The following is a 24,288-nucleotide window of genomic DNA, read 5'->3' on the forward strand; positions in this document are numbered from 1 at the left end:
TAAAATGCTGAGCCAACATGACCATTGATCCTAAGTCATTGTTACAACACCTGTTCGAGCGTGCCATTGCGGTGGCAGACCCGATGCAATGCATCGCCAGTCATTTGCCACCGCCGCCAAAAGGGCGGTTGGTGGTGGTTGGCGCTGGCAAGGCCAGTGCTCGTATGGCGGAGGCTGTGGAGCAGAACTATGAAACAGCCCTCGAGGGACTGGTGATCACCCGTTACGGCTATGCGCGGCCCACTGAACATATTGAGGTCGTGGAGGCGGCACACCCCGTGCCGGACCAAGCCGGTGTCAACGCAACGCGCCGCATGTTAAATTTGGTCAGCAATCTCACGCCGGACGATATGGTCCTCGCGCTCATTTCTGGTGGCGGCTCGGCGTTGCTATGCGCGCCGATTGACGGCATGACGCTTGAGCAAAAGCAGCAGATCAATAAAAAACTGCTGCAAAGTGGCGCCCCGATTAGCGCCATGAATGCCATACGGCAACACTTTTCAGCCGTCAAAGGTGGCAAACTGGCCGCCGCTTGTACGCCCGCACAGGTGCATGGGTTGATTATTTCAGATGTGCCCGGCGACGACCCTGAGATCATTGCTTCAGGTCCTACGGTGCCCCCCAGCAAACCGCTATCTGACATCCAAGCGTTGGCTGCCAAATGGCATCTAGATATTGAACCTTCGTTGATTGAGCTGGCGTCGAAGACAAAGAGACCGGCGTTTGCGAACACCTCGATCCTGAATCAAGTGGTGGCTGCACCCTCACAAAGCCTGACCGCGGCCAAGCAGGCCGCCAAGAGGCAAGGCTGCGATGTGGTTCTGCTCGGCGATGATTTAGAGGGCGAAGCGCGGTCACTTGGCAAAACCCACGCGCGAATGGTGCTTGAGCGGAGTAAAACACGACGTGCCAGTGAACCGCCACTGCTGATTTTGTCCGGCGGCGAATGCACCGTCACCAAGTCCGGCGATGGCATTGGCGGGCCAAACGCTGAATACGCCCTAGCAGCACTGATCGCGCTTGAGGGCGCGCAAAATATTGCTCTACTCGCCGCTGACACAGACGGCGTTGATGGCGCGGCGGAGGTGGCTGGGGCCTTTGTCCTGCCTGACAGTTGGCAGCGCGCCGGAGCGCAAAAATTGGATCCCACAGCCTATTTGTCTCGCAATGATGCCCACAGCTTCTTTGCAGCACTCGGCGATCAACTGATCACCGGCCCAACCTTGACCAATGTCAATGATTTTCGCGCATTTCTGATTTGGTGAGTATTTCCACCGTCACACAGAATCTATAGACCATCGCGCCAGGCATCAGGCTGTTGCCCCACCCGCAATCCTTCCTGGAACAGATTGCTCAATTGTTGCTCATCCAGCTTGACCTCAGGAATCGGCAATTCAAAATCAGTCCGAAGAGCCGCCAGCTTCAGTTGCCAGCCATGCCGGTTGGCAAATTGTTGGGCGGCCAAAATGCTTTGGCGCGAACTCGCCTTGATCGCCGTGCCGAAGGCCCGCTCTAAAATACTTACCGTGTGTGGTTTCACCAATTTATACTCATGGCCGATCTTACCATTGAACAACAGGTAGATCGTTGGCTTTTTGGGCAAATTTCGGTTGTCTCCGGCCTTCAAGATCGACTCGGGCAACAACATGATGTTGGCGGTAACGCCCCCATCCACATGCATTTCCTGAAAAATATGGTCCTTATGGGCCACACTGATCTGCTGGGGCGGCAAAACGCCGGGTATGCTGGCAGAGGCCAGCAAAATTTGCCTAAACAGCTCAAGGGCATGCGGTGACGTAGAGCTGGCAATCGCGCCCATATTCCAAATCGCGGTCCGCTGGGTGTCGATGTTGGTGGTGATGACATAGAGGCGGCGACCTTTGGCATGTTCCCGCGCAATATCCTCTAAAAGCTGCGGCGTAACATAGTGGGCAATCATGTTTTTCAACGGCTGGGCGCTAAAAACACTTTCGCCAAAAATTGCCGAAAGCCCGGCCACCCGGACCAATTTGCTGGTCCGCACCCGCGTGAAAAATTGCTCCAGAACTGGATCATATCTCGGACCGAGAAAGGCAAAAGGTGCCAAAAGCGCACCGGCGCTTGTGCCACTCACCACGCTGAAACTTGGCCGATTTCCGGTCTGGCTCCAGCCGGATAGAAGTCCTGCGCCAAATGCGCCCTCTGCGCCACCTCCCGACAGGGTTAGCATGCTCACCGGCCCTCGCGAATCCGACAAGATGTTGGGCGACCACAACCCGCCATTGGCAATGCGGGGGTCATCGGCCCATACGCGCGCGTCTTCGATATCCAGCACCGCGGCGTTGGTGCTCATATCCATGGTATAATCTGCGCGCATTGGCTGGCTGGCGCAGCCGCCGACTAGAGTGATGGCGAACAGCACAAAAAGTACGCTCGCTTGACGACAAATGGGGCGTTTCAACATGAACAATCTCTATCACTGCTTTGTGTGCACAATGCGGACAAAGCTGCTTGGTTCATTTTAGTTTATTTTTGATACTAAAGGCGGGAAACAATGTAGAACGACTGTGCCCAATCGTCACATTTGTCGCCCCAAGTCGACAGGAAACTCCGGCAACACGCGGCAGGCTTTCACCTGACCATTTGGGTGGATGAAGGTCGAACCCAGTTAAATCTGAATGTAAAGAAATGGTCTTAAGGCGCTGAAGGTAATGGTGTGCCCGGAAGGATTCGAACCTTCGACCGTCCGATTAAAAGTCGGATGCTCTACCAGCTGAGCTACGGGCACAAGAGCAGTGTTCATCAGCGAACAGCGCGGACAATAGTTTTATTCGCGTCTGTGTCAACCAGAATATTTCAACTTTTCAAATTTTTTCTAAATCAGCTCAAATCTTCCAGCGGAATGCCGTCATATCCGGCAGCTTCGCACACATATCCCTGGCGAATAATTTCTTTGCACAAACGCGTGGCTTCGCTCTCTTCCTGAAGTGGGCCCACCACCAGTTGAATTTTTTCCGACTCGTTCACCACCGGAATCATTTTTGGTTCTAGCCCCAGCAACAGGGTGCCTACATTCGATTTGATGTTCAGCCAGTTGAGTTGCGCTTTGTTTTTTTCAATTTTAGGGCCCAACACAACGCCATAGCTGATATCGGCTGCGGGCAATGCGGCCATCGAATCTATGCTAGCGGTTGTTTGGGGGTCCGTGTCTTGACCGCTCGCAACGTTTGAAGGCGGTTCAGACATGTTGTCACCTTGGGTGACTTCTGTTGGAATTTGGTTGCCATCAATGCTGGCCACAATCTCCGGCAGGTCCTGTTGGAAATCGGGGGGCGTACTCTGTGCCAACGGCAAATTCTCAAACAGATAGGAGCGGGCGACCTTAATATCATCATCCAATCGGATGATTTCTTCCCCATTGGCCTCGTTTATCGAAGCTGTAATTAAGCTTTTATCCAATTGCGCGCCGGGCGGTAGCGCTTCCAAAAGGATCGGCATGCTCGCTTCGAGCGCCCGCACTCGTTTGGATACAAAACTATTGCTTTCTTCGCCAAGGGTCAGCCGGCTATCCGCAACATTGGATTCACGTTGAAGTGCGGCAAATTCAAGCTTCATGGCGCGCAGTTCAGATTGGACCTGAGCCAACGTGCCCATATTGTCCGGCGTTTCCTTCAACACATGATTCCAGTTTTTCGGCAGCAAGAGACTGATCGAAGAAAACACCAGCATCGTGGTCAAAGCAGCAATAGCGACAAGCCCCCACAATCGCATATCCGATTGTTTAAATTGATTGAGTTCTTGCTCTGTCATCACTATTTTCCTCAAGAGTGCTGCGAATCAAACCGTTAACCACAATTAGTAATGCTGACATAAATTACCATTTTGCCAACACATTCGTGGCATATCCCGAACTGTGAGACGTCGTACGGGGGTGGGGACCTGCATTTAATGACCGATATTCTGACCATTATTTTGGGCGCCGGTGAAGGCACCCGCATGAAATCTGACCATCCCAAAGTGCTGCACAAAGTAGGCGGCCGCCCTATGTTGGGCCACGTATTGGCCGCTTGTGCAGAGGCTGGCGCAAATCAACGTCATGTGGTGCTTGGCCCAAACCATGACGAATTGCGCGACTATGCCAAATCTGTGGATAGCCAAATCACATCCAGTGTGCAGGCTGATCGCTTGGGGACCGGCCATGCGGTGCAGCAGGCGCGCGCAACCTGGTCGGATTTCGATGGCTATGTGCTGGTTCTGTTTGCGGATAATCCTTTGATTTCTCCTGATGTGATTAAAGACACGGTGGAAAGCCTCGACCACGGCGCCGATCTGGCAGTCGTCGGTTTCCAAACCGAAAATCCTTTTGGCTATGGTCGAATCTTGGTCGAACATGGACAGGTAAAAGCCATTCGCGAGGAAAAAGATGCCTCATCTGCCGAGCGCAAAATCAAGTTTTGCAATTCAGGCATTATGGGATTTAAGGCCAATTGTTTGCGCGCAGTCATTGATGAAATCAAAAACGACAATGTCAAAGGCGAATATTATCTGACCGATGCGGTAGAGCTGGCGAACGCGCAGGGGATGAAAGTCCACAGTGTGGAATGCCCCTTCGTCAATGTACTTGGCGTCAACGACCGCGCCCAATTGGCCGAGGCTGAGCGTATCTTTCAAGGGGAACGTCGTGCCCATTTTATGAAAGAAGGCGTCACGCTGGTGGCGCCAGAAACCGTCTTTTTCAGCTTTGACACCAAAATCGAAAATGATGTGGTGATTGAACCCAATGTGGTGTTCGGTCCCGGTGTGACCGTAGAAAAAGGCAGCCATATTCAGGCCTTTTCTCATTTGGAAGGCGCTCATGTAGGGCCGGAAGGGCAAATCGGCCCCTATGCGCGTTTGCGCCCCGGGTCCAAACTGGCCGCCAAGGTTAAGGTCGGCAATTTTGTTGAAACCAAAAAGGCTGACATTGGCGAAGGCTCAAAGGTCAATCATCTCAGCTATATTGGCGACAGCAAGATCGGAACTGGCACCAATATTGGGGCCGGCACCATCACCTGCAACTATGATGGAAAGAACAAAGCGGTCACGGAAATCGGCAACAATGCCTTTATTGGATCAAATAGTGCCTTGGTGGCCCCGGTCTCAATTGCTGATGGGGCCTATGTCGCCTCCGGGTCGGTGATCACCAAAAATGTCGAGAAAAACGCCCTGGCGATTGGTCGTGCACGGCAGGAAAACAAAGAAAACTATGCCGAGCGCATTCGTGCGCGCTGGGAAAAAAGCGAATAGGAATAAATTATGTGTGGGATCGTCGGTATCGTCAGCACGACACCAGTAGCTGATCGAATTGTGGATGCGCTCAAGCGGCTGGAATATCGCGGCTATGACAGCGCCGGATTGGCCACGTCGGTTGATGGAAAAATTGACCGCCGCCGCGCCCCGGGAAAACTGACCAATCTGCGCGAACGTTTGGAAGCCGAACCATTGCAAGGCACCATCGGGATTGGCCACACACGCTGGGCCACCCATGGCGCGCCGACGGAAGAAAACGCCCATCCGCACACCACGAATCGTGTGGCGATCGTACATAATGGCATTATTGAAAATTTCCGTGAGCTTAAGGCCGAACTGGATAAAGATGGCTACAAGCCCGTGTCTGAAACCGACACCGAGATCGTCGCCCTCATGGTCACCCGAGAGCTGGACCGTGGTGCGGCACCTTTTGATGCGGCGGCCAACGTGATCAAAAGGTTGGATGGCGCTTTCGCCCTCGCCATGATGTTTAAGGGCGAAGACAATCTGATTGTTGGTGCCCGCCAAGGCGCGCCGCTGGCCATCGGTCACGGCAATGGCGAGATGGTTTTGGGGTCCGACGCCATCGCTATTGCGCCGTTCACCGACAAAGTGACCTATTTGGAAGAGGGCGACTGGGTTGCCATCACCAAGGATGATGCGCGGATCTTCAACCGTGAGGGCCAACCGGTCGAGCGGGCCATGGCAAAAACGCAATTGGGCATCAATGTGGTGGATAAGGGCAACCACCGCCACTTTATGCTTAAAGAAATCTATGAACAGCCGGATGCGCTGTCCCACACCGTTTCGCACTATGTCGATTTAGCCAAAGGCAAGGTAAAATTGCCAGCAGATTTGCCCTTCGATTTCGCCAAACTGAATCGTTTGACTATTTCTGCCTGCGGCACGGCCTATTATGCCGGGTTGGTGGCGAAATATTGGTTCGAAAAATACGCTCGATTGCCTGTGGAAGTGGATGTGGCCTCCGAATTCCGTTATCGCGAACCACCCATGGATAAGGACGGGCTGGCCCTGTTTATCTCTCAGTCTGGTGAAACGGCAGACACACTGGCGGCGCTGCGCTATTGCAAGGCGCAGGGGCAGCACATTGCCTCCATCGTCAATGCACAGGAAAGCACCATCGCGCGGGAAAGTGATATTGTATTCCCCATCCTGTGTGGTCCGGAAATTTCGGTTGCGTCCACCAAGGCGACCACGGCACAAATGTCAGTATTGGCCTCCTTGGCCATCGCCGCCGGTCGCCAACGCGGCACCATATCCGAGGCGGAAGAATTCGAACTGGTCGATATGCTGGCCAAATTGCCCGGTGCCATCACCAAGGCTCTGGCGTCTGAGAAAAAGATCGATCAAATCAGCCACGAACTATCCAAAGCCAGCGATGTGCTTTATCTTGGTCGTGGCTCACTTTTTCCAATCGCTCTGGAAGGTGCGCTAAAGCTTAAAGAGATCACCTATATTCACGCCGAAGGCTATGCCTCTGGCGAACTGAAACATGGTCCTATCGCCTTGATTGACGAGACCTTGCCCGTGGTGGTGGTCGCCCCGTCAGATCCGCTGTTCGATAAGACCATATCCAACATGCACGAAGTGGCGGCCCGTGGCGGCAAGATTATTCTGATCACCGATGAAGCCGGTGCAAAATCTGCCGGAGACGATGTGCATGAGATTATTATTGTGCCGAATGCGCACGCATTTGTGATGCCCATTATCTGTGCGATTCCGGTACAATTGTTAGCCTACTACACAGCGGTATTTATGGGCACAGATGTTGATCAGCCAAGAAATCTGGCTAAATCCGTAACGGTTGAGTAAGGGCAGACTTCGTAATTGCAAGAAAATGCGCTAAGGCCGTTGTATTGCTGATCGCGCGGTCTATATAGGTTTCTATGACGAAAGATAAAAAAGACAAAAAGCATAGTGACGATTCGACAGACCACGTCCCACACGCGGGGCCGGGGCGTCGCCTAACGAACTATTTTTTGACCGGCCTGGTGATTGCCGCCCCCATCGGGCTCACCATTTATATCACCTGGTCGATCATTCGCATCGTCGATGATTTCGTCAAACCGCTCATTCCGTCGCAATATAATCCGGACACCTATTTGCCGGTCACCGTGCCTGGCTTCGGCTTGGTCATCGCCTTCGTTGCCATCGTGCTGCTGGGTTTCCTCACGGCCAACTTGGTGGGGCGTACCTTGGTGCAGTTTGGCGAAAGCATCTTGCACCGCATGCCTTTTGTGTCCGTGCTATACCGGGGGCTGAAACAAATCTTTGAGACGGTGGTCAGCCAAAGCCATTCCAACTTCAAACAGGTCGGGCTGATTCAATATCCGCGAGAAGGCCTTTGGGCGTTGGTTTTTATTTCCACCAGTGCAAAGGGTGAAGTGGCCGACAAGGTGCATGGCGAAGATATCATTAGCGTCTTTCTGCCCACAACACCTAACCCAACTTCCGGCTTTTTGCTGTTCGTGCCCCGCAAAGACATCAAGATTCTGGACATGTCGGTGGAAGACGGTGCCAAGTTGGTCATTTCCGCCGGGTTGGTCTCGCCGGAATATCAAGCCAAAATGGCTGAATTGGCAGAAGAGGCCGAAGAAGCCGTTCACGAGGAAAACAAGGCGGGCTAACCTGCCTTGATCAGCGGAATCGCCAGATCTTTCCGGAACAGATAGAGCAGGGTACGTACCGCTTCGCCGTGCTCGCCGGTCAGCCCCCGATTCTGCTCGATAAGATTGGCTGCATCTTCATGGGCCATATCCAGCAAATCCCGGTGAAAATCCGGAATAGCGATGCGATAGCCCGGCATACCGGACTGGCGCGTGCCCAGCAAATCGCCTTCACCCCGCAATTCCAGATCGCGCTCGGCAATTTTAAACCCATCCTCGGTTTCCTTGATGGTCTCCAACCGCTTCTGCGCAATCTCACTCAGATTTTCGCCATGCAGCAACAAACAGGCAGACTTTTTGCTGCCCCGGCCCACCCGGCCACGGAGCTGGTGCAATTGCGACAGGCCAAACCGCTCCGCATGCTCGATGATCATAATGGTCGCATTTGGCACATCCACGCCCACCTCAATCACGGTGGTTGCCACCAGAATCTGCAACGCGCCAGCTGCAAACTGTTCCATCACCGCCTGCTTGTCCGCCGCCGCCATGCGCCCGTGCACCAGACCCACACGTCCCGGAAAGGCTTGATTGAGGGCTTTGAACCGATCTTCCGCCGATGTGGCATTCAAATGCTCAGATTCTTCAACCAGCGGGCACACCCAGAATGCTTGCACTCCGTCCTGCATCCGCTGGCCCAGCCGCGCCACCACCCGGTCATAGTCTTTTTCTGAAAGAATGGCCGTATCAATCGGCTGCCGTCCTTTCGGCTTGTCCGTCAAAAGGCTCACATCCATATCGCCAAAGTGGGTCAACACCAATGTGCGCGGAATTGGCGTCGCGGTCATCACCAGCAATTCGGTCTTGCGGCCTTTATCTGACAAGGCCAAGCGCTGATGCACACCAAAGCGATGCTGTTCGTCCACCACCGTCAGGCCTAAATGCTTAAATTCAATGCTGGATTGAAACAACGCATGTGTCCCCACCACAATATCGATCTCACCATCGGCGATTTCCGCTTGTATTGAGCGCCGCTCGCCCTGCGGCATTTTCCCGGTGAGCAAAGCCACCTTCAACCCAACCTGATCGCATATGGCGGAGATCGAATGGAAATGCTGGGTCGCCAAAATCTCGGTCGGGGCCATCAACGCGCTTTGCGCCCCGCTTTCGGCCATCGCCGCCATGGCCATCAGCGCCACCACGGTTTTGCCCGCGCCTACATCCCCCTGGATCAGCCGCGCCATTTTCCGCTTTTGCCGCAAATCAGCATAGATATCGCTCAACGCCGCTTCTTGCCCAGGTGTCAGGCTAAAGGGCAGGGCGTTCCGCACCTTCTCGGCCAGAGAACCGCTGAATTCCCGTGCCAACCCGGTTTCGCGGGTGAGTGTCGAGCGCACAATTTGTAAGGTCAACTGCCCAGCTAGATATTCATCATAGGCCAGCCGCGCCCGTGCAGCCCCGTCCAACGCGGCCTCACCGGGCGTGTTGGGCGCATGGGTTTGTCGCATGGCCTCAGCAAAGCTCGGCCATCCATTTAAGGCCCGCCGATGTTCTGGCACCCATTCCGGCAGCTCCGGCAATTGCGCCAGCGCGTCCCGCACCGCACCTTGCAACTTTTTGGCGCTCAGGCCCTGAGTTAACGGATAAACCGGCTCCACTAGAGGCATCTCATCAAACTGATCCGGTTTCACCACAAAGTCCGGATGGTTGATCTGCTTTTGCCCCTGAAACGCCGTCACCATGCCTGACACAAAGCGCTGTTCGCCCTCAGGCAGCAGCTTTTCCAGCCAGGCGGCGCGTCCCGCAAAATAGGTCAACATCATTTCGCCCGTGTCGTCATGGGCGATAATGCGATAGGGCACACGCTTGTTGCCCCGCGGTGGCGGGCGATGTTGATCAATGGTCAGCAAAAAGGTGGAGATAACGCCGGGTTGCGCAAAAGCGACGCCCGGCTGTTGCCGACGGTCCACCAGCCCCGCGGGCATATGCATCAGCAAATCCAGCAGAATCGCGTCTTGCCCCTCCGGCGCGCCGAAAAAGCGGGCCATGGTGGTGGCCAATTGCGGGCCGATTCCCTTGAGTTTCTTGACCGATGCAAAAAGCGGGGTAAGTTGTTGCGGCCGCGCCACGCCATGTCCTTCCATATTTGTTCACAAATGAGAACAAGTCCGTCTACATCAGCCTAAAGGGGCAAAAAAATCAATCAGCCTGCTGACAAATCCAACGATTGATAATATTGAAGGCGTCACTTCCATTCGCGTCTTTGAAGGTGATGCCATGACCAGCGCAACTGACCAAGCCCATATCGACCGCCTGAAGCGCATCAAATATCGCGCCCACCATCGCGGCACGCAGGAAATGGACATTATTCTGGGTGGCTTTGTGGATTCCGAAATCAAAAATTTCGATGCGGCCATGCTCGATCGGCTAGAAGCCTTGATGAACGAAACCGACGCGGACCTTTATCAATGGATCATCGGCCAGCCCGGCACCACCCAATGTCAGGATGTTGAACTGCTCGACATGATCATTGCGCACCAACGCGAAAAAGCTGGTTCGGGAGCCTGATTTATGGCCGATCAGGGCGAGAGTTTCAGCCTGATTCCAAGCACCTATTTGTGCGGCGTGCCCGATGGCATGCAGCCGATTGTGATCAGCCAGCAGCTTGAAAGCTTACAAGCAGATGCGCCGAACGACCCGGCGACCGTATTTGTCGCGCGCGATGGTCGGCGTATGCAGAAGATGGCCGAGCATTTGCGCCATTTGTGCCCCAACCACGAAATATTGCTATTTCCGGCATGGGATTGTTTGCCCTATGACCGGGTGTCCCCAAACGCCGGTGTGCTGGCCGAGCGGATGACCGCGCTGGCGCAGCTCGCCAATGGCAATAATGCTGGCAAAATCGTCGTCACCACGGTCAATGCCATAGTGCAGAAAACCTTGCCGCCCGAGCTGGTGCAGCAATTCGCGCTTTTCTTTAAGGTCGGCGAAAATATCGGCACGGAAAAGCTAATCGAGTGGGCCAACGTCAATGGCTATTTGCGCGTGCCCACCGTGCGGGAAGAGGGCGAGTTTGCCGTGCGCGGCGGGTTGGTGGACTTATATCCTGCCGGTGCTGAGGCGCCCTTGCGGTTTGATTTTTTCGGCACCGCGCTCGAAACCATCCGCACCTTTGATCCTGAAACTCAGCGCACCCTGACACAGCAGCAATCAGCCGCGCTGGTGCCCATGAGCGAGGTTGTGCTGACACCAGAAGCGATTTCGACCTTCCGTCGTGCCTATACCCGCCAATTTGGCGGCGACACCGCCAATGATCCGCTATATACCGCCATCAGCGCTGGGCAGCGCTTTGCGGGCATGGAGCATTGGCTGCCGTTTTTCTATGAGGAAATGGGGCAATTCCGCGACTATACCGGCGAAGCGACCTGGATTTTGGATGATCAGGTCAGTCAGGCCATCTCGGAACGCATGGCGCAAATCGCCGATTATTACGAAGCCCGCTATGAGGCCTTGAACGAGCCACAGACCGGCGGCGCGCCCTATAAGCCGTTGCCGCCAGATTTGCTCTATGATTTGCAGGACGACACGACGGAGTGGTTGAGCACCAAGCTGCTGCAGATTACCCCGTTCCAATCGCTTGAACGGCCTGATGCTGAGGTGAAATCCCTCGATGGCCAGTTGGTCGCCAACTTTTCGCAAGAACGGCAGGCTAAAGACACTAATGTGTTTGAAGCCGTGCTCGAGCGCATTAGAACAAAGCAAGGCGATGGCAAGCGCGCCGTCATCGCCTGTTGGAGCGAGGGCACGCGTGACCGTATGGCACAAGTGCTCAAAGACCACGAGCATGAAAATCTCAAGCTGATTCAATTCTGGCAGCAGGCCGAAGATCTGGGCAAAAACACCATCGGCCTGATTGTTTTGGGCCTTGAATCGGGCTTTGAAACCGACCGCCATTTTGTGTTGTCGGAGCAGGATATTCTGGGCGAACGGATTATTCGCTCCCGCAAACGCAAAAAAGGTGCCGACGCCATCACCGAGGCAAGCGGTCTCGCCGCGGGCGATCTGGTGGTGCATGTGGATCATGGTATTGGCCGCTTTGTTGGCCTTAAAGCCATTGAGGTGACCGGCGCGCCCCACGATTGTGTGGAAATCGAATATGCTAAAGGCGATCGGCTCTACCTGCCGGTCGAAAACATCGAACTTCTGTCGCGCTATGGCTCTGAAGGCGGCGATGGCGTCTTGGACAAGCTGGGCGGTGTCGCCTGGCAGGCGAAAAAATCCAAGCTCAAGCAACGCATCCGCGAAATGGCGGATCAGTTGATCAAAGTCGCCGCCGCCCGCGAACTCACCGAAGGCGATGTGATCGAGCCGACCACCGGACTTTACGAGGAATTCTGCGCCCGCTTCCCGTTTGAAGAAACAGATGATCAGCTCAACGCGATCGATTCTGTTTTCGAAGATTTGACCAGCGGCCGCGCCATGGATCGGTTGGTTTGCGGCGATGTGGGCTTTGGTAAAACCGAAGTTGCCTTGCGCGCCGCCTTTGCTGTGGCAATGACCGGCAAGCAGGTCGCCGTGGTGGTGCCCACCACATTGTTGGCACGTCAGCACTATAAAACCTTCAAGGAACGCTTTGCCGACCTGCCCGTGCGGGTGCGCCAGGCCTCACGCCTCGTCTCCGCCAAAGAGTTGAAGGCCACAAAAGAGGGGGTGGCCAGCGGTGATGTAGACATCGTCATCGGCACCCATGCCTTGCTCGGCAAAAGCATCAAGTTCCACGATCTCGGCTTGCTGGTGATCGATGAGGAGCAGCATTTCGGTGTGGGCCACAAGGAGCGCTTGAAAGAGCTGAAATCCAGCGTCCATGTGCTCACACTATCGGCGACGCCAATTCCGCGCACCTTGCAGATGGCGCTGACTGGCGTGCGCGACCTGTCCATCTTGGCGACACCACCGATTGATCGCCTGTCCGTGCGCTCATTTGTGATGCCGTTCGACAGTCTGGTGATCCGCGAAGCGCTGTTGCGCGAAAAATATCGCGGCGGGCAAAGCTTTTATGTGGTGCCGCGCATCAAAGATCAGGCGGACATTGCCGCTTTTCTGGATGAGCATGTGCCCGAAATCAGTTATGTGGTCGCCAATGGCCAAATGTCGCCGGGCGAACTCGATGACATTATGAACGCCTTTTATGATGGCAAGTTCGATGTGTTGGTCGCCACCACCATTGTCGAGTCGGGACTGGACATTCCAACCGCCAACACGTTGGTGGTGCACAGGGCTGACAATTTCGGCCTATCACAACTGCACCAGATTCGCGGCCGGATCGGTCGGTCAAAAGTGCGTGCCTACGCGCTCTTCACCACGCCGGCGCATCAAAAACTCACGGATACGGCCACCCGGCGCCTTTCCGTGCTGCAATCGCTGGACAGTTTGGGCGCGGGCTTCCAACTGGCCAGCCACGACCTCGATATTCGCGGTGCCGGCAATATTTTGGGCGAAGAACAGTCGGGTCATATCAAGGAAGTCGGGTTTGAGCTTTATCAGGCCATGCTTGAAGAAGCGGTGGCGCAGCTTAAGACCGGCAATGATGAGGATGAAGTGGAGGACCAGTGGTCACCGCAGATCTCACTCGGCATGCCGGTGATGATTCCCGAAAATTATGTGCCTGATCTGCAGGTGCGCATGCAGCTTTATCGCCGTTTGGGCGACCTCACCGAGGCCCAGGAGATTGATGAGTTCGGCGCCGAGCTGATCGACCGGTTTGGGCCGCTGCCGGAAGAAGTGAAGCACCTGCTCAAAATCGTGCTGGTCAAATCCTTGTGCCGCCGCGCCAATGTCGAAAAAGTGGACGCCGGGCCGAAAGGCGCTGTGATCAGTTTGCGCAATGGTGAATTCCCCAATCCAGCAGCGTTGGTACAACTTATTGCAAATCCAGCAGAAAAAGCTAAAGTGCGGCCGGACCAAAAGCTTGTTTTTGCCCGCAACTGGCCGGACAACAACAAAAAGTTGACCGGTGCGGCGCGGATTTTGGCCCAATTGGCCAAGCTCGCTGAGCAGGGGTAGGCGGGGAATTTTAAAGAACGACGTTAAGGATGGGCAGAAACCATTTTGATGAAATCCGGTTTGATTGCCGTTTTTGTCATGTTATTGCCCGATTTAGAACGTCAATAGGGTGGAACTGAAAACGCGAGCCATTCATGTGCTCGCGAAACAAACAGGGTGCGTTATGCTCAATATTTTTAAGTCAGGTGCAAAACTTGCAGCAGCCGGCATGTTGGTCATGTCACTTGCTGGTGGCGCGTTGGCACAAGACGCTCAACCAACTGAACGAAAGCCTGAAGATAACTGGCTGAAAGTTTGCGACAAGCTAAGCTCCGGTGATTTGGCCTGTATCGTGCGTCAAGTCGTTTATAAAGGCGGGAACAAAATTGGCGCGTTCACCTTGCGGGATGATCCTTCTGGTGAAAACCGCTTTCTTGCCATTGCCGAAATGCCATTGGCGGTCCTGCTGCCATTCGGCTTGACCTGGCAGGTGGACAGCACCAAGCCAATCCGGATGCCGTTTGTAACCTGTGACCCCACCAAATGTACCGGCCAATTGGTGGTCAACGAAGCCTTTATCGGCGCATTGAAACGCGGTGCGAAGTTGAAATTGTCGGCCAAAAACCGCGCCAACAAGGATTTGGTGGTTGAGGTGAACCTTTCAGGCTTCACTGCGGTCTATGAAGGCGACGAATATTTCACCCCGGCTGAGTTCCAGGCCCAGTCTTCAGGCCAAAATGCGCTCGAGCAACAATTGCAGGGCGTTGCCGAAGAGTTGCGCAAGGAAAAATCAGGTGAGGGCAACGCCCAGCCTGCCGAAAACAGCGGCAATTAGAGTTTGCTGTAATTTGCTAAAATTATAGCTGAATTTCTTGGATGTTTGGGGCGCTGTTTAGCGCCCCATTCCTATTTTAAAGGCCAGCTTGCGAAGCGGCGGCACAGATTTGAGTGCCCATAATCCAGACAGCCGCAAAAGCTGTGCGGGCAGAAAGTCCGACAACAGCGACTTGAACAACCCATCCACAAAACCACTGGTCTTGATCAGATCGGGTGTGCGCTTGGCCGCATAGCTGGCGCTGATCCGGTCTGCCTCGGTGCGCCCAATCGCTTGACCTTCAGGCACAATGGCATCAATCGCCTCAATCAAAGATTTAACATCCCGCAGCCCCAAATTTAGGCCCTGCGCCCCAATGGGCGGGAAGGCATGCGCCGCTTCGCCCACCAGCACCACACCATCTTTGCCCGCAACACGCATATGCAAATTGGAGAGGGGGAAGACAAAACGTTTGGTCAGTAATTTCGCGTGGCCAAACAGATGGTTGGCCTTTTCTGCCAATAACTTTTCAAACTTCTCGTCCGTAAGCGCCAGCGCCTCATTCAGCACTTTATGCTGATCCAGCCAGACCAGATTGATCTTGTTATTGTGCGCTGGCACCAGTGTGAACGGGCCGTTTTCATAGTGAAACTCAATCGAGCAATCGCCAATTGGGCGTTCAAACTCGAAGTCACACACCAATGCGGACTGGCCAAACTGTTCTTCATCGACTTCAAAGCCAAACTGTTGGCGCACGACCGATTTTTTGCCGTCAGCCCCCACCAGAAGCCGTGCCCGATGTTCATTTTGATGCGCATCAGTGATCACGAACACACCGTCAGCTTGCCGGTCAATCAGCCCCACGCGGGCTTCCACCTTGGTGATTTCACCCGGTTGATCATCTGCAAATGCTTGGAAACGTGGCAGCAAATCTGCATTGGGAAAGTTATAGCCAAATTGCGGATGCCCCGCTTCGCGGCTGTCAAAAAGCGCCTCAGGCCCACGCAACAATCGTTTTGTGGCGTCGATAATGCGAATTTGGCGCAGCGGATACCCCAAGGAATCCGGATCGGGACACAGACCTGTCTCTTTCAAAAACTCAACAGTCGGCATCATCAAGGCCGAAGTGCGGTAATCCTTCTCCATCGCCGGCGCAAAATGCACGATGGAATTGCCACGCGCTTTCAACAACCCGGCCAGCGCCGCGCCAGTCAGGCCGCCCCCTACAATTGCAATGTCATAAACGGTCATAAATCATCTCACAATCTGAAGCTGATTATGGCTGATCCGTTGACAAATGGCTAAGGGGAAATTGTCGCATTTATTCGTTAGACGAGCGCCAGTGTTGCTATATCCTGAATAAGCTGCGCACCAGAAATTCTCGCGCCAAAAGTGCGGTTTTTGGGCAGGGCGGCCTTTTCTTTCGGTATATAAAGCTGCAAGCTGCGCAACCAATATGCGCAAGATCAAAAAGGGAGACACCTCATGCAAAAGATTGTGATCAATCAAACCGGCGGCACGGAACAACTCAACCTGGTCGATTTTGAACTGGGCACACCCGGCGCAGGCGAGGTGCAAATCAAACACACCGCCATCGGCCTCAACTTCATTGATGTCTATTTCCGCACCGGGCTTTATCCGGCCGAAAAGCCGTTCACGCCGGGCATGGAGGCTGCAGGCATTGTAGAGCAGGTAGGTGAGGGCGTCACCAACGTCAAATCAGGCGACCGTGTGGTCTATTGTGGCGCTCTTGGCGCCTATGCCACCCACCGCAATATCGCCGCCGACAAGCTGGTTCCCATTCCAGATGGCGTTTCCGACGACATTTCGGCAGCATCACTTTTGAAAGGTTTAACAGCGCATTATTTGCTTTTCCTCACCTATAAGTTGAAGAAAGGTGATGCCATGTTCGTCCAGGCCGCAGCGGGCGGGGTGGGGTCGATTCTCTGCCAATGGGGCAAGCATCTGGGCGGCTATGTGATCGGCGCCGTCGGCTCCGATGAAAAGGTGCCGCTGGCCAAGGAAAATGGCTGCGATGTGGTCATCAACTTGTCCAATGAAGACTTTGTCGAAAAAGTGCGCGAGGCAACCGATGGCAAGGGTGTGCCCGTGGTTTATGATTCTCTGGGTAAGGATACTTTTGAGAAAAGTCTCGATTGTTTACAGCCCCACGGCCTGATGGTGTCCTACGGCAATGCCACCGGACCGGTTTCAATCCCCGATCTCGGCATTTTGTCGCGCAAAGGCTCACTCTATGTGGTGCGGCCAAAACTGTTCGACTACACCAACACCCATGAGGAACTGGTCAACAATGCGAACGCCTTGTTCGACGTGATTCAAAAGAATGTGGTGAAGGTGAATATCGGCCAGAAATTCGACCTGAAAGACATCGCCAAAGCGCATAACGCCTTGGAAAATCGGCAAACAACTGGCTCGACAATTATTTTGCCGTAAATTTTTGATGAGATTGGTCTTTAGCCCCTTGCAACTGATCGCAAGGTGCGATAGATCACCTCTCACATTGCGGGTGGGTGGCAGAGCTGGTTGAATGCACCGGTCTTGAAAACCGGCGAGCGTGCAAGCGTTCCGGGGGTTCGAATCCCTCCCCACCCGCCATGTTATCCTTTCTAAAATATTGTTTTATTTCTAGCCGCGCATGTTATCAATTGGATTGTCCTGCGCCTGACGCCCCCCTAAACATTCCGCGCAAACCAGTCGCGCGTCGCTTGGTCGGCGGGAAGCATGGTTTCCAGCCGCAATTCATCCAGCGCAGCGTTTGTGCTGGCGCCGATGGTGGCGGTGAGGGAGAAGAATCGCAGATCTGCGCCCCCCATGCGGATATGAATGGTCAACACCGGTGCGGGATAGTCGGTGATCGGCTTGTCCAGCAGTGTGGCCACGCCGGGCAAGGTCTTCAACTCGGCCAGAAAATCTGCAGTGCCGGGCTTATTCGGGTGGCGGGCCAGTTCGTAGTGCAACAACCGCATCAGTGTTTGCGCCATTTCATCCCAATTCACCACTGACGCGCGCAACGGGCCGGGCTGCAAAAAGGCGCGCAACAGATTGGGTTTTGGATCCAGCCCGAACAGGGCGAAGAACCCATCAGCGCCCTTATTTGTTTTTTGCACCTGCCACAAACAATCGATTGAGACAGCCGGGTAGGGGTTGTGACCGTTCAACACATGGTCAATTGATTGTTCTATGGCCTCGCGCTCTTGTGCACTCCATTGCGTGGCATCCGACCGGGCGGTAAAGCCAGCGGCCATCAGCATATTGTCTACTTCCCCTGCAGGCATGTCCAGCGCCACGCCCAATTGGGAAATGGCCTGGCGGCTGGGGCGTGCCCGTCCGGTTTCCAAAAAGCTCAAATGCCGTTGCGACAGGCCCGCTTCGAGCGAGAGGTCAAGCTGGCTGAAGCGGCGACGCTGCCGCCAATCTTTAAGCAGTGAAGAAAAATCAGAACGTGTTTTTTTGGCCATGGCGACAGCCTATGCCGCATCGATGCTGAATTCAATTACCTTCTTGGTAATTGTTATGATTACGTCATCATGCCTAGAGTGCGGCCACCTAATGAAAGGAATGGCCAATGCAAATTGAACAAAAAATTCGGGTGATCTTGGGCGGTAATGGCGCCTTTTCGCTGCTGTGCGGCGTGATCATCCTGATCAATCTGGACGGGCTGATCGCCACCATGTTTGCCACCCAGGCGCCCTGGCAAATGGCACTCTTTTTCTGCCTGGGGCTGGGATTGTTGTTTTATGCGGCGATCCTGTTTGTGCTGGTGAGCAGTCGCACGATTACTGTGCCGATTGTTTGGGTATTCATTGGCGCCGATGCCTCCTGGGTGCTGGGCAGCGCACTGATCCTGTTGCTCTGTGCCGGTCAGTTTACGGGGCTGGGTCTGGCGCTTATTGCGGGGATCGCTCTGATTGTGGGTGGCTTCGGCGTGGCCCAATGGCGGGCGGTGCAGCATATGAAAGCGGGTGCCGGTCCGTTCAAACTAGGCAAATGGCGCTGGGGCGCCGTTGGGGCGGCGCTGTTGGGATTGAGTTTTTCATTGTTGGCGGGGATCTCTGGCCTAATGGCGGCAACTGAGGACATGCCGCCTGCGCCGGGCAAGCTATATGAGGTGAATGGCCAGCGCATCCATATTCACTGCCGCGGTGAAGGCGGTCCCACCATCATCGCAGATATGGGGGTGACCAATTGGTCATTGCACTGGCAATCAGTCGGCGATCAAATCGCCCAAACCACTCGCTTTTGCGCTTATGACCGTTTTGGATTCGGCTGGAGCGGGTCGCTACAGTCTGAAATAACGCCGCACATGCTGGTGGATAATCTGCATCAATTACTGGCGCAATCTGGCGAAACGGGGCCGTATATCCTGCTCGGGCATTCTTTTGGCGGCTATGTGGCGCGGCTTTACCGCGACCAATATCCGGAGCGTGTCGCCGGGCTGGTGCTGGTGGAGGCGGCCCATGAAGAGCAATGGGACCGTTTTCCTGAAGAGGTTGGACAGGCGACTGCGGCAGCGGTGGAGCTGTTGGGCATGGCCAAAACCATCGCCTATACGGGCGGCTTGCGCTTTATCGATCTGCCCGCCGCCGATCCGCTGCCCAGTGCCGAACAATTGGCCTTGCAGGATCGGGCCATGCGCAGCCTGCAATTTTATCATAGCGCCGAGGCGCATTTCGCGGCTGTGCCAGCCCTCGCAGATGCGGTGGCCAATACTGCACCACTTGGCCATACGCCGCTGCTGGTGATCACAGGCGGACGCAGCGCGCAATCCTATTGCGGCGAACAGTTTGGCGTTGACGTGCCTTGCGACGAAACCCAACGGGTTTGGGATGAATTGCAAGCTGAACTGGCCAGCCTATCAGCGCGATCAATCCACGCCATCGCGCCTGAAGCGCGGCATACTATTCAACTGGATGAGCCTGCCTTTGTGGTCGAAGCCATCTGTGGATTTGTGGCGCAAATCAAAGGCTAAATAGTTTGGGGTGGGGCGTCAGCTTCACCCCCGGCGCGCCCGATCATAACTGGCCACCTTCATCAGCCGCTGAAAGGTGGGGCAATGCAAATGATCGGGGTGCGGGCAATCGGCCGCATGCAGCAGGCCATCGCGCATGGCCACCAGCCGTTCAATCTTGCGGTCAATCTCATTCGCCTTGTCGCGCAGCTTGTCGCGATCAATCTGTACCTGCGGCGCAGCTACATTGCCCGCGCCGAACATGGCCTTGATCTCATCAAGCGAGAACCCAGCATTTTGCCCCAGCGCGATCAGCGATAACCTAATTTCAGCATCCGCATCAAACAGGCGTTTCAAACCCTTGCGGCCCACGGATTGGATGAGACCGACCTCATCATAATAGCGCAGCTTGGAGGCCGGCAGGCCGGTCTTTTTCGACAATTGAGCAATATCAATCATGGCGTACCTCAAATTCAAGTGAACTTGAATTTAGCAGTAGGAGCCAGTTGCCGATAGGCTAGTTTTGCGCGGGCAGGTGTTTTTCCAGCGCAATAAACAGGCCATAAAGGAAGGCAATGGCGACAAACAGCAGTGTCGCATTCCAAAGAAAATGCGACCAGCCCAGCACATCCAGATTGATAAAGGGATAGGGGTATTCTCCCACAATCAAACCGCGCACCAGCGCCCACACCAAATAGACCAGTGGCACGACCAACATTTTCGACATTTCGCCCATGTGCGCCGGTTCTATGCGCCGATGCAGCAGCCACCAGGCCAGATAGAGCAGCGGCGTGACATAATGCAGCCCGATATCCGCCACGGCCATCAGGCCCTCCGGCTGCCATAGCTGGGCCAGTACAAAGTAATAAACCAGCATCACCACAAGGATCAGCACGGCAAACATGGAGCGCACATAGGGCTGGCGAAACCAGTTAAGCGCATTTGCCGTTGTGCGAGCGGATACATGCACCAACACAATCCCGATATTGGTAAGGATGGTGAAAAAGCTTAGGAGAAACCAGAGCGCCCCCAAAAGATTGTCACCTTTGCTGAGGCGCAATTGCAGCGAAATGCCGGATTGTAGCAACAAAAAAGCAATGCCGAGGCTCAGTCCAGCCCACGACAAATATTTGGAAATACGCATAAGAAACTGCCAAAAATAGATTTGGCGAAACTATAGGCGACACAGCCCCCTAGTCGTCAAGCGTGCTAAAAAACCGTTGTGCATCATGCCGGATCGCCTCGATCTTCTCATCCTTCATGCGGTTCAGCGTGCCATAAGCGTTGTTGAGCCTCGGATTGCCTTTGAGTTGGTCCTTGTTGCGTAAAAAGAAATCCCAATAGAGATAGTTGAACGGACAAGCCTTGGGGCCGTTCTTCTGGCTGACTTTGTAGCTGCAATTCTCGCAATAATTCGACATGCGTTTGATATAGGCACCCCCGGCAGCATAGGGCTTGCTGGCCAGTTCGCCCCCATCGGCGTAAAGGATCATGCCGGTCACATTGGGCAGTTCCACCCATTCGTAAGCGTCCGCATAAACGATCAAATACCATTCATTGACCTGCTTCGGGTCGAGTCCGGCCAACAAAGCAAAATTGCCCAGCACCATCAATCGCTGGATGTGGTGCGCATAGGCATTTTGCTTGGTTTCAAGAATGCATTGGCGCAGGCAGTTCATGTGCGTCTCACCGGTCCAGAAGAACCAAGGCAGGTCCCGCGTGGCATTCAGCGCGTTTTCCTCGGCATAGTCTGGCATTTTTAGCCAATAAATGCCGCGCACATATTCGCGCCAGCCCAGGATTTGCCGAATAAAGCCTTCCACCGCATTAAGCGGCACATCACCATCATAATAGGCAATCTCGGCCCGTTTTACGACCTCGCGCGGATGCAACAGGCCGCAATTGAGGTAAAAGCTGATATGGCTGTGAAACATCCATGGCTCGCCTTGCACCATGGCGTCTTGGTAGTCCCCGAACTGACCGAAGCGCTCCGCAAAAAACTTATCCAGCGCATAGAGCGCCTGATCGCGCGTCACTGCAAAATAAAATGGCTCCAGGTCACCAAAGTGATCATCAAATCGGTCGGCGACCACGTCGAGGCAATCCTTCGTGATGTCGTCAACCTGCCCGCGATATGGGGCAGGGACATCCATCTCTTTTTCAGGCGGCTTTCGATTGTCCTGATCATAATTCCATTTGCCGCCCTCGGGCTTATCGCCATCCATCAAAATGTTGTGGTCTTGCCGCACCTGCCGATAGAAATACTCCATGCGCAGCGATTTGCGGCCCTTGGCCCAATCGGCGAATTCATCCGGTGTGACAAAGAAGCGGTCATCCTCCCGGATATCGACACTTACGTCGAAACGTGTGGACCACGATTCGATTTCCTGCAGCACCCGATATTCGCCGGGAAAGGTGACCACCAGTTTTTGTGGCGACAGCCGTTTAATGGCCCGCTCGACCTCGCCGGAAAAGGTGCCGGAATTGTCGGGATCATCCAGCTTGGTGTAAGTGAGGGGCAAACCCTCTGCTTCCAGCTCTTGCGCAAAGTGCCGCATGGCCGAAAACAAAAAGGCGATCTTCTTTTTGTGATGCTTCACATAGGTGGCTTCTTCCCACACTTCACACATCAAAATGTGGTCCTGTGACGGATCAAAGTCTCGCAGGCTGCTCAGGTCGCGGGAGAGCTGATCACCAAGAATCAAAATCAGATTGCGCATAAAAGGTCCCAGCAGGCGGTGAGAAATTTATTTTACCTTGCGATGTACGCACGACGCCTCGACAAAGATCAACATATCTTCATTGTCCACACACGGCGGCACCGGTCATGGGCTGGACAATTACAAAATGAACGCGTTTAATCGCGTCAAAAAATCTGTGGGGACAGACATGAGTTATAAATCTGATATTGAAATCGCGCGTGCCGCGCGTAAGCAGCCAATTGCGCAAATTGGCGAGAAGCTTGGCATTCCATCCGAACATCTTTTGCCGTTCGGGCATGATAAAGCCAAAGTTTCACAAGAGTTTATCAAATCACAAGCTGACCGCGAAGATGGCAAGCTGATTCTGGTGACTGCCATTAACCCGACCCCGGCAGGGGAAGGCAAAACCACCACAACCGTTGGATTGGGCGACGGGCTGAACGCCATTGGCAAAAAGGCGGCCATCTGCATCCGCGAACCCTCACTTGGCCCCTGTTTCGGCATGAAGGGCGGCGCTGCGGGCGGCGGCTACGCCCAGGTGGTGCCAATGGAAGATATCAATCTGCACTTCACCGGCGACTTCCACGCCATCACCTCGGCTCACAATTTGCTATCGGCCATGATCGACAATCATGTCTATTGGGGCAATGACGAAGAAATTGATGTGCGCCGCATCACCTGGCGACGCGTGATGGACATGAATGATCGCGCTTTGCGGTCCATCGTCTCCTCGCTGGGCGGTGTCGCCAATGGTTTCCCGCGTGAGGCCGGTTTCGATATCACCGTAGCCTCAGAAATCATGGCCATTCTTTGCTTGGCTGATGATCTTGAAGATTTGCAGCGCCGGCTCGGCAATATCATCGTCGCCTATCGCCGTGACCGGACGCCCGTTTACTGCCGTGACATCAAGGCTGATGGTGCCATGACCGTGCTGCTGCAGCAGGCGATGCAGCCCAATCTGGTGCAAACTTTGGAAAACAATCCCGCCTTTATCCATGGCGGGCCATTCGCCAACATTGCGCATGGTTGCAACTCGGTTATCGCCACAAAAACCGCCCTGAAACTTGCCGATTATGTGGTAACCGAAGCCGGATTTGGTGCTGATTTGGGCGCAGAAAAATTCTTCGATATCAAATGCCGGAAAGCTGGCTTGTCGCCGGATGCGGTTGTGGTTGTTGCCACCGTACGGGCATTGAAGATGAATGGTGGACTTTCCAAAGATGAACTAGGCGATGAAAATGTTGAGGCGCTGAAAAAAGGCTGCGTCAATCTCGGTCGTCATTTGGAGAACATCAAAAAGTTCGGCGTGCCCGCCGTCGTCGCCATCAATCATTTCGTGACCGATAGCGACGCCGAAGTGGATGCCTTGAAAGCCTATGTGGAAGCGCAGGGCGCCAAAGCCATTTTGTGCCAGCATTGGGAGAATGGATCGGATGGCACGAAGGCGCTGGCCGAACATGTTGTCGAAATGATCGATAGTTTTGACGGCAGCTTCTCACCGCTCTATCCTGATGATGTGAGTTTGGCGAGCAAAATTGAAATCATCGCTAAAGAGATTTATCGAGCAGACGAAGTGGTGATGGAGAAAAAGATTTTAACGCAGCTGAAGAATTGGGAAAAAGCAGGCTATGGCAATTTGCCCATTTGCATGGCGAAAACTCAATATTCCTTCACGACCGATCCAAATGAGCGCGGGGCGCCTACTGGCCATTCAATTCCGGTTCGCGAGGTTCGCTTGTCTGCTGGCGCCGGTTTCGTTGTGATCATTTGCGGGGAAATCATGACCATGCCCGGCTTACCAAAAACCCCATCGGCCGAAGCCATTAAGTTGGATCCAAGCGGCCGTATTGAAGGATTGTTTTAAAGCCT

18 protein-coding genes and 2 tRNA genes are annotated in these 24,288 nt (G+C 54.3%); 11 read left to right on the plus strand and 9 right to left on the minus strand.

The window, feature by feature from the left end:
* The first annotated feature begins 17 nt into the window (after nt 1-17).
* Entirely contained in the window at nt 18-1,265 is a 1,248-nt protein-coding gene (locus tag L1I42_RS07430) for a glycerate kinase type-2 family protein (RefSeq protein WP_236113844.1), read from the plus strand.
* A 23-nt stretch (nt 1,266-1,288) separates the two neighbouring features.
* Here the strand turns inward: L1I42_RS07430 and L1I42_RS07435 are convergent, their stop codons facing one another.
* From L1I42_RS07435 to L1I42_RS07445, 3 genes are all read right to left on the minus strand, one after another.
* Complete coding sequence (locus tag L1I42_RS07435) at nt 1,289-2,443, minus strand: patatin-like phospholipase family protein (RefSeq protein WP_236113845.1); 1,155 nt, start codon at nt 2,441-2,443, stop codon at nt 1,289-1,291.
* A 248-nt stretch (nt 2,444-2,691) separates the two neighbouring features.
* Nucleotides 2,692-2,767 (minus strand) — tRNA-Lys (locus L1I42_RS07440).
* A 92-nt stretch (nt 2,768-2,859) separates the two neighbouring features.
* Nucleotides 2,860-3,789, minus strand: coding sequence for a hypothetical protein (locus tag L1I42_RS07445; protein ID WP_236113846.1), 930 nt, complete (start codon nt 3,787-3,789; stop codon nt 2,860-2,862).
* A 138-nt stretch (nt 3,790-3,927) separates the two neighbouring features.
* Between L1I42_RS07445 and glmU the strand changes: the two genes are divergently transcribed.
* From glmU to L1I42_RS07460, 3 genes are all read left to right on the plus strand, one after another.
* On the plus strand, nt 3,928-5,265 hold the full coding sequence (gene glmU, locus L1I42_RS07450) for a bifunctional UDP-N-acetylglucosamine diphosphorylase/glucosamine-1-phosphate N-acetyltransferase GlmU (protein WP_236113847.1): 1,338 nt from the start codon (nt 3,928-3,930) through the stop codon (nt 5,263-5,265).
* 9 nt (nt 5,266-5,274) lie between these two features.
* Nucleotides 5,275-7,101 carry a glutamine--fructose-6-phosphate transaminase (isomerizing) gene (gene glmS / locus L1I42_RS07455; RefSeq protein WP_236113848.1) on the plus strand — a complete coding sequence of 609 codons (1,827 nt, stop codon included), beginning with the start codon at nt 5,275-5,277 and terminating at the stop codon, nt 7,099-7,101.
* Between the two features lie 74 nt (nt 7,102-7,175).
* Nucleotides 7,176-7,916, plus strand: a complete 741-nt coding sequence (locus L1I42_RS07460) for a DUF502 domain-containing protein (RefSeq protein WP_236113849.1) — start codon at nt 7,176-7,178, stop codon at nt 7,914-7,916.
* Here L1I42_RS07460 and recG read toward each other — a convergent pair.
* Nucleotides 7,913-10,036: an ATP-dependent DNA helicase RecG gene (gene recG / locus L1I42_RS07465; protein WP_236113850.1), complete on the minus strand. Its 2,124-nt coding sequence runs from the start codon at nt 10,034-10,036 to the stop codon at nt 7,913-7,915. The two genes, L1I42_RS07460 and recG, sit on opposite strands and share 4 nt — an antisense overlap.
* A gap of 133 nt (nt 10,037-10,169) precedes the next feature.
* On the opposite strand from recG, the gene L1I42_RS07470 reads away from it, so the two are divergent.
* The 3 genes from L1I42_RS07470 to L1I42_RS07480 all read left to right on the plus strand — a co-directional run bounded on the left by L1I42_RS07470 (nt 10,170) and on the right by L1I42_RS07480 (nt 14,769).
* On the plus strand, nt 10,170-10,460 hold the full coding sequence (locus L1I42_RS07470; RefSeq protein ID WP_236113851.1) for an FAD assembly factor SdhE: 291 nt from the start codon (nt 10,170-10,172) through the stop codon (nt 10,458-10,460).
* Between the two features lie 3 nt (nt 10,461-10,463).
* Entirely contained in the window at nt 10,464-13,955 is a 3,492-nt protein-coding gene (mfd, locus tag L1I42_RS07475; protein WP_236113852.1) for a transcription-repair coupling factor, read from the plus strand.
* 163 nt (nt 13,956-14,118) lie between these two features.
* A complete protein-coding gene (locus tag L1I42_RS07480) occupies nt 14,119-14,769 on the plus strand; it encodes an invasion associated locus B family protein (protein WP_236113853.1) in 651 nt (216 codons plus the stop codon).
* Nucleotides 14,770-14,826: 57 nt separating this feature from the next.
* Here L1I42_RS07480 and L1I42_RS07485 read toward each other — a convergent pair whose 3' ends face one another.
* Entirely contained in the window at nt 14,827-15,999 is a 1,173-nt protein-coding gene (locus tag L1I42_RS07485; protein WP_236113854.1) for an FAD-dependent monooxygenase, read from the minus strand.
* 234 nt (nt 16,000-16,233) lie between these two features.
* Between L1I42_RS07485 and L1I42_RS07490 the strand changes: the two genes are divergently transcribed.
* A complete protein-coding gene (locus L1I42_RS07490; RefSeq protein WP_236113855.1) occupies nt 16,234-17,202 on the plus strand; it encodes a quinone oxidoreductase family protein in 969 nt (322 codons plus the stop codon).
* 71 nt (nt 17,203-17,273) lie between these two features.
* Nucleotides 17,274-17,364, plus strand: a tRNA-Ser gene (locus tag L1I42_RS07495).
* A gap of 77 nt (nt 17,365-17,441) precedes the next feature.
* On the opposite strand, the gene L1I42_RS07500 is transcribed toward L1I42_RS07495, so the two are convergent.
* Entirely contained in the window at nt 17,442-18,227 is a 786-nt protein-coding gene (locus tag L1I42_RS07500) for a helix-turn-helix domain-containing protein (RefSeq protein ID WP_236113856.1), read from the minus strand.
* A gap of 107 nt (nt 18,228-18,334) precedes the next feature.
* On the opposite strand from L1I42_RS07500, the gene L1I42_RS07505 reads away from it, so the two are divergent.
* Complete coding sequence (locus L1I42_RS07505; protein ID WP_236113857.1) at nt 18,335-19,738, plus strand: alpha/beta fold hydrolase; 1,404 nt, start codon at nt 18,335-18,337, stop codon at nt 19,736-19,738.
* Nucleotides 19,739-19,762: 24 nt separating this feature from the next.
* Here L1I42_RS07505 and L1I42_RS07510 read toward each other — a convergent pair whose 3' ends face one another.
* The 3 genes from L1I42_RS07510 to L1I42_RS07520 are packed head-to-tail and all read right to left on the minus strand — an operon-like array spanning nt 19,763 to nt 22,437.
* Nucleotides 19,763-20,176, minus strand: coding sequence for a helix-turn-helix domain-containing protein (locus L1I42_RS07510; RefSeq protein WP_236113858.1), 414 nt, complete (start codon nt 20,174-20,176; stop codon nt 19,763-19,765).
* 58 nt (nt 20,177-20,234) lie between these two features.
* Nucleotides 20,235-20,861 (minus strand): Pr6Pr family membrane protein, encoded by a 627-nt coding sequence (locus tag L1I42_RS07515; RefSeq protein WP_236113859.1) that lies wholly within the window; start codon nt 20,859-20,861, stop codon nt 20,235-20,237.
* Nucleotides 20,862-20,910: 49 nt separating this feature from the next.
* A complete protein-coding gene (locus L1I42_RS07520) occupies nt 20,911-22,437 on the minus strand; it encodes a cryptochrome/photolyase family protein (RefSeq protein ID WP_236113860.1) in 1,527 nt (508 codons plus the stop codon).
* Nucleotides 22,438-22,606: 169 nt separating this feature from the next.
* Here L1I42_RS07520 and L1I42_RS07525 point away from each other — a divergent pair, with 169 nt between their 5' ends.
* Complete coding sequence (locus L1I42_RS07525) at nt 22,607-24,283, plus strand: formate--tetrahydrofolate ligase (RefSeq protein WP_236113861.1); 1,677 nt, start codon at nt 22,607-22,609, stop codon at nt 24,281-24,283.
* Nucleotides 24,284-24,288: the final 5 nt, after the last annotated feature.

The sequence above is a fragment of the Maritalea mediterranea genome (genome assembly GCF_021568695.1).
Lineage (GTDB): Bacteria > Pseudomonadota > Alphaproteobacteria > Rhizobiales > Devosiaceae > Maritalea > Maritalea mediterranea.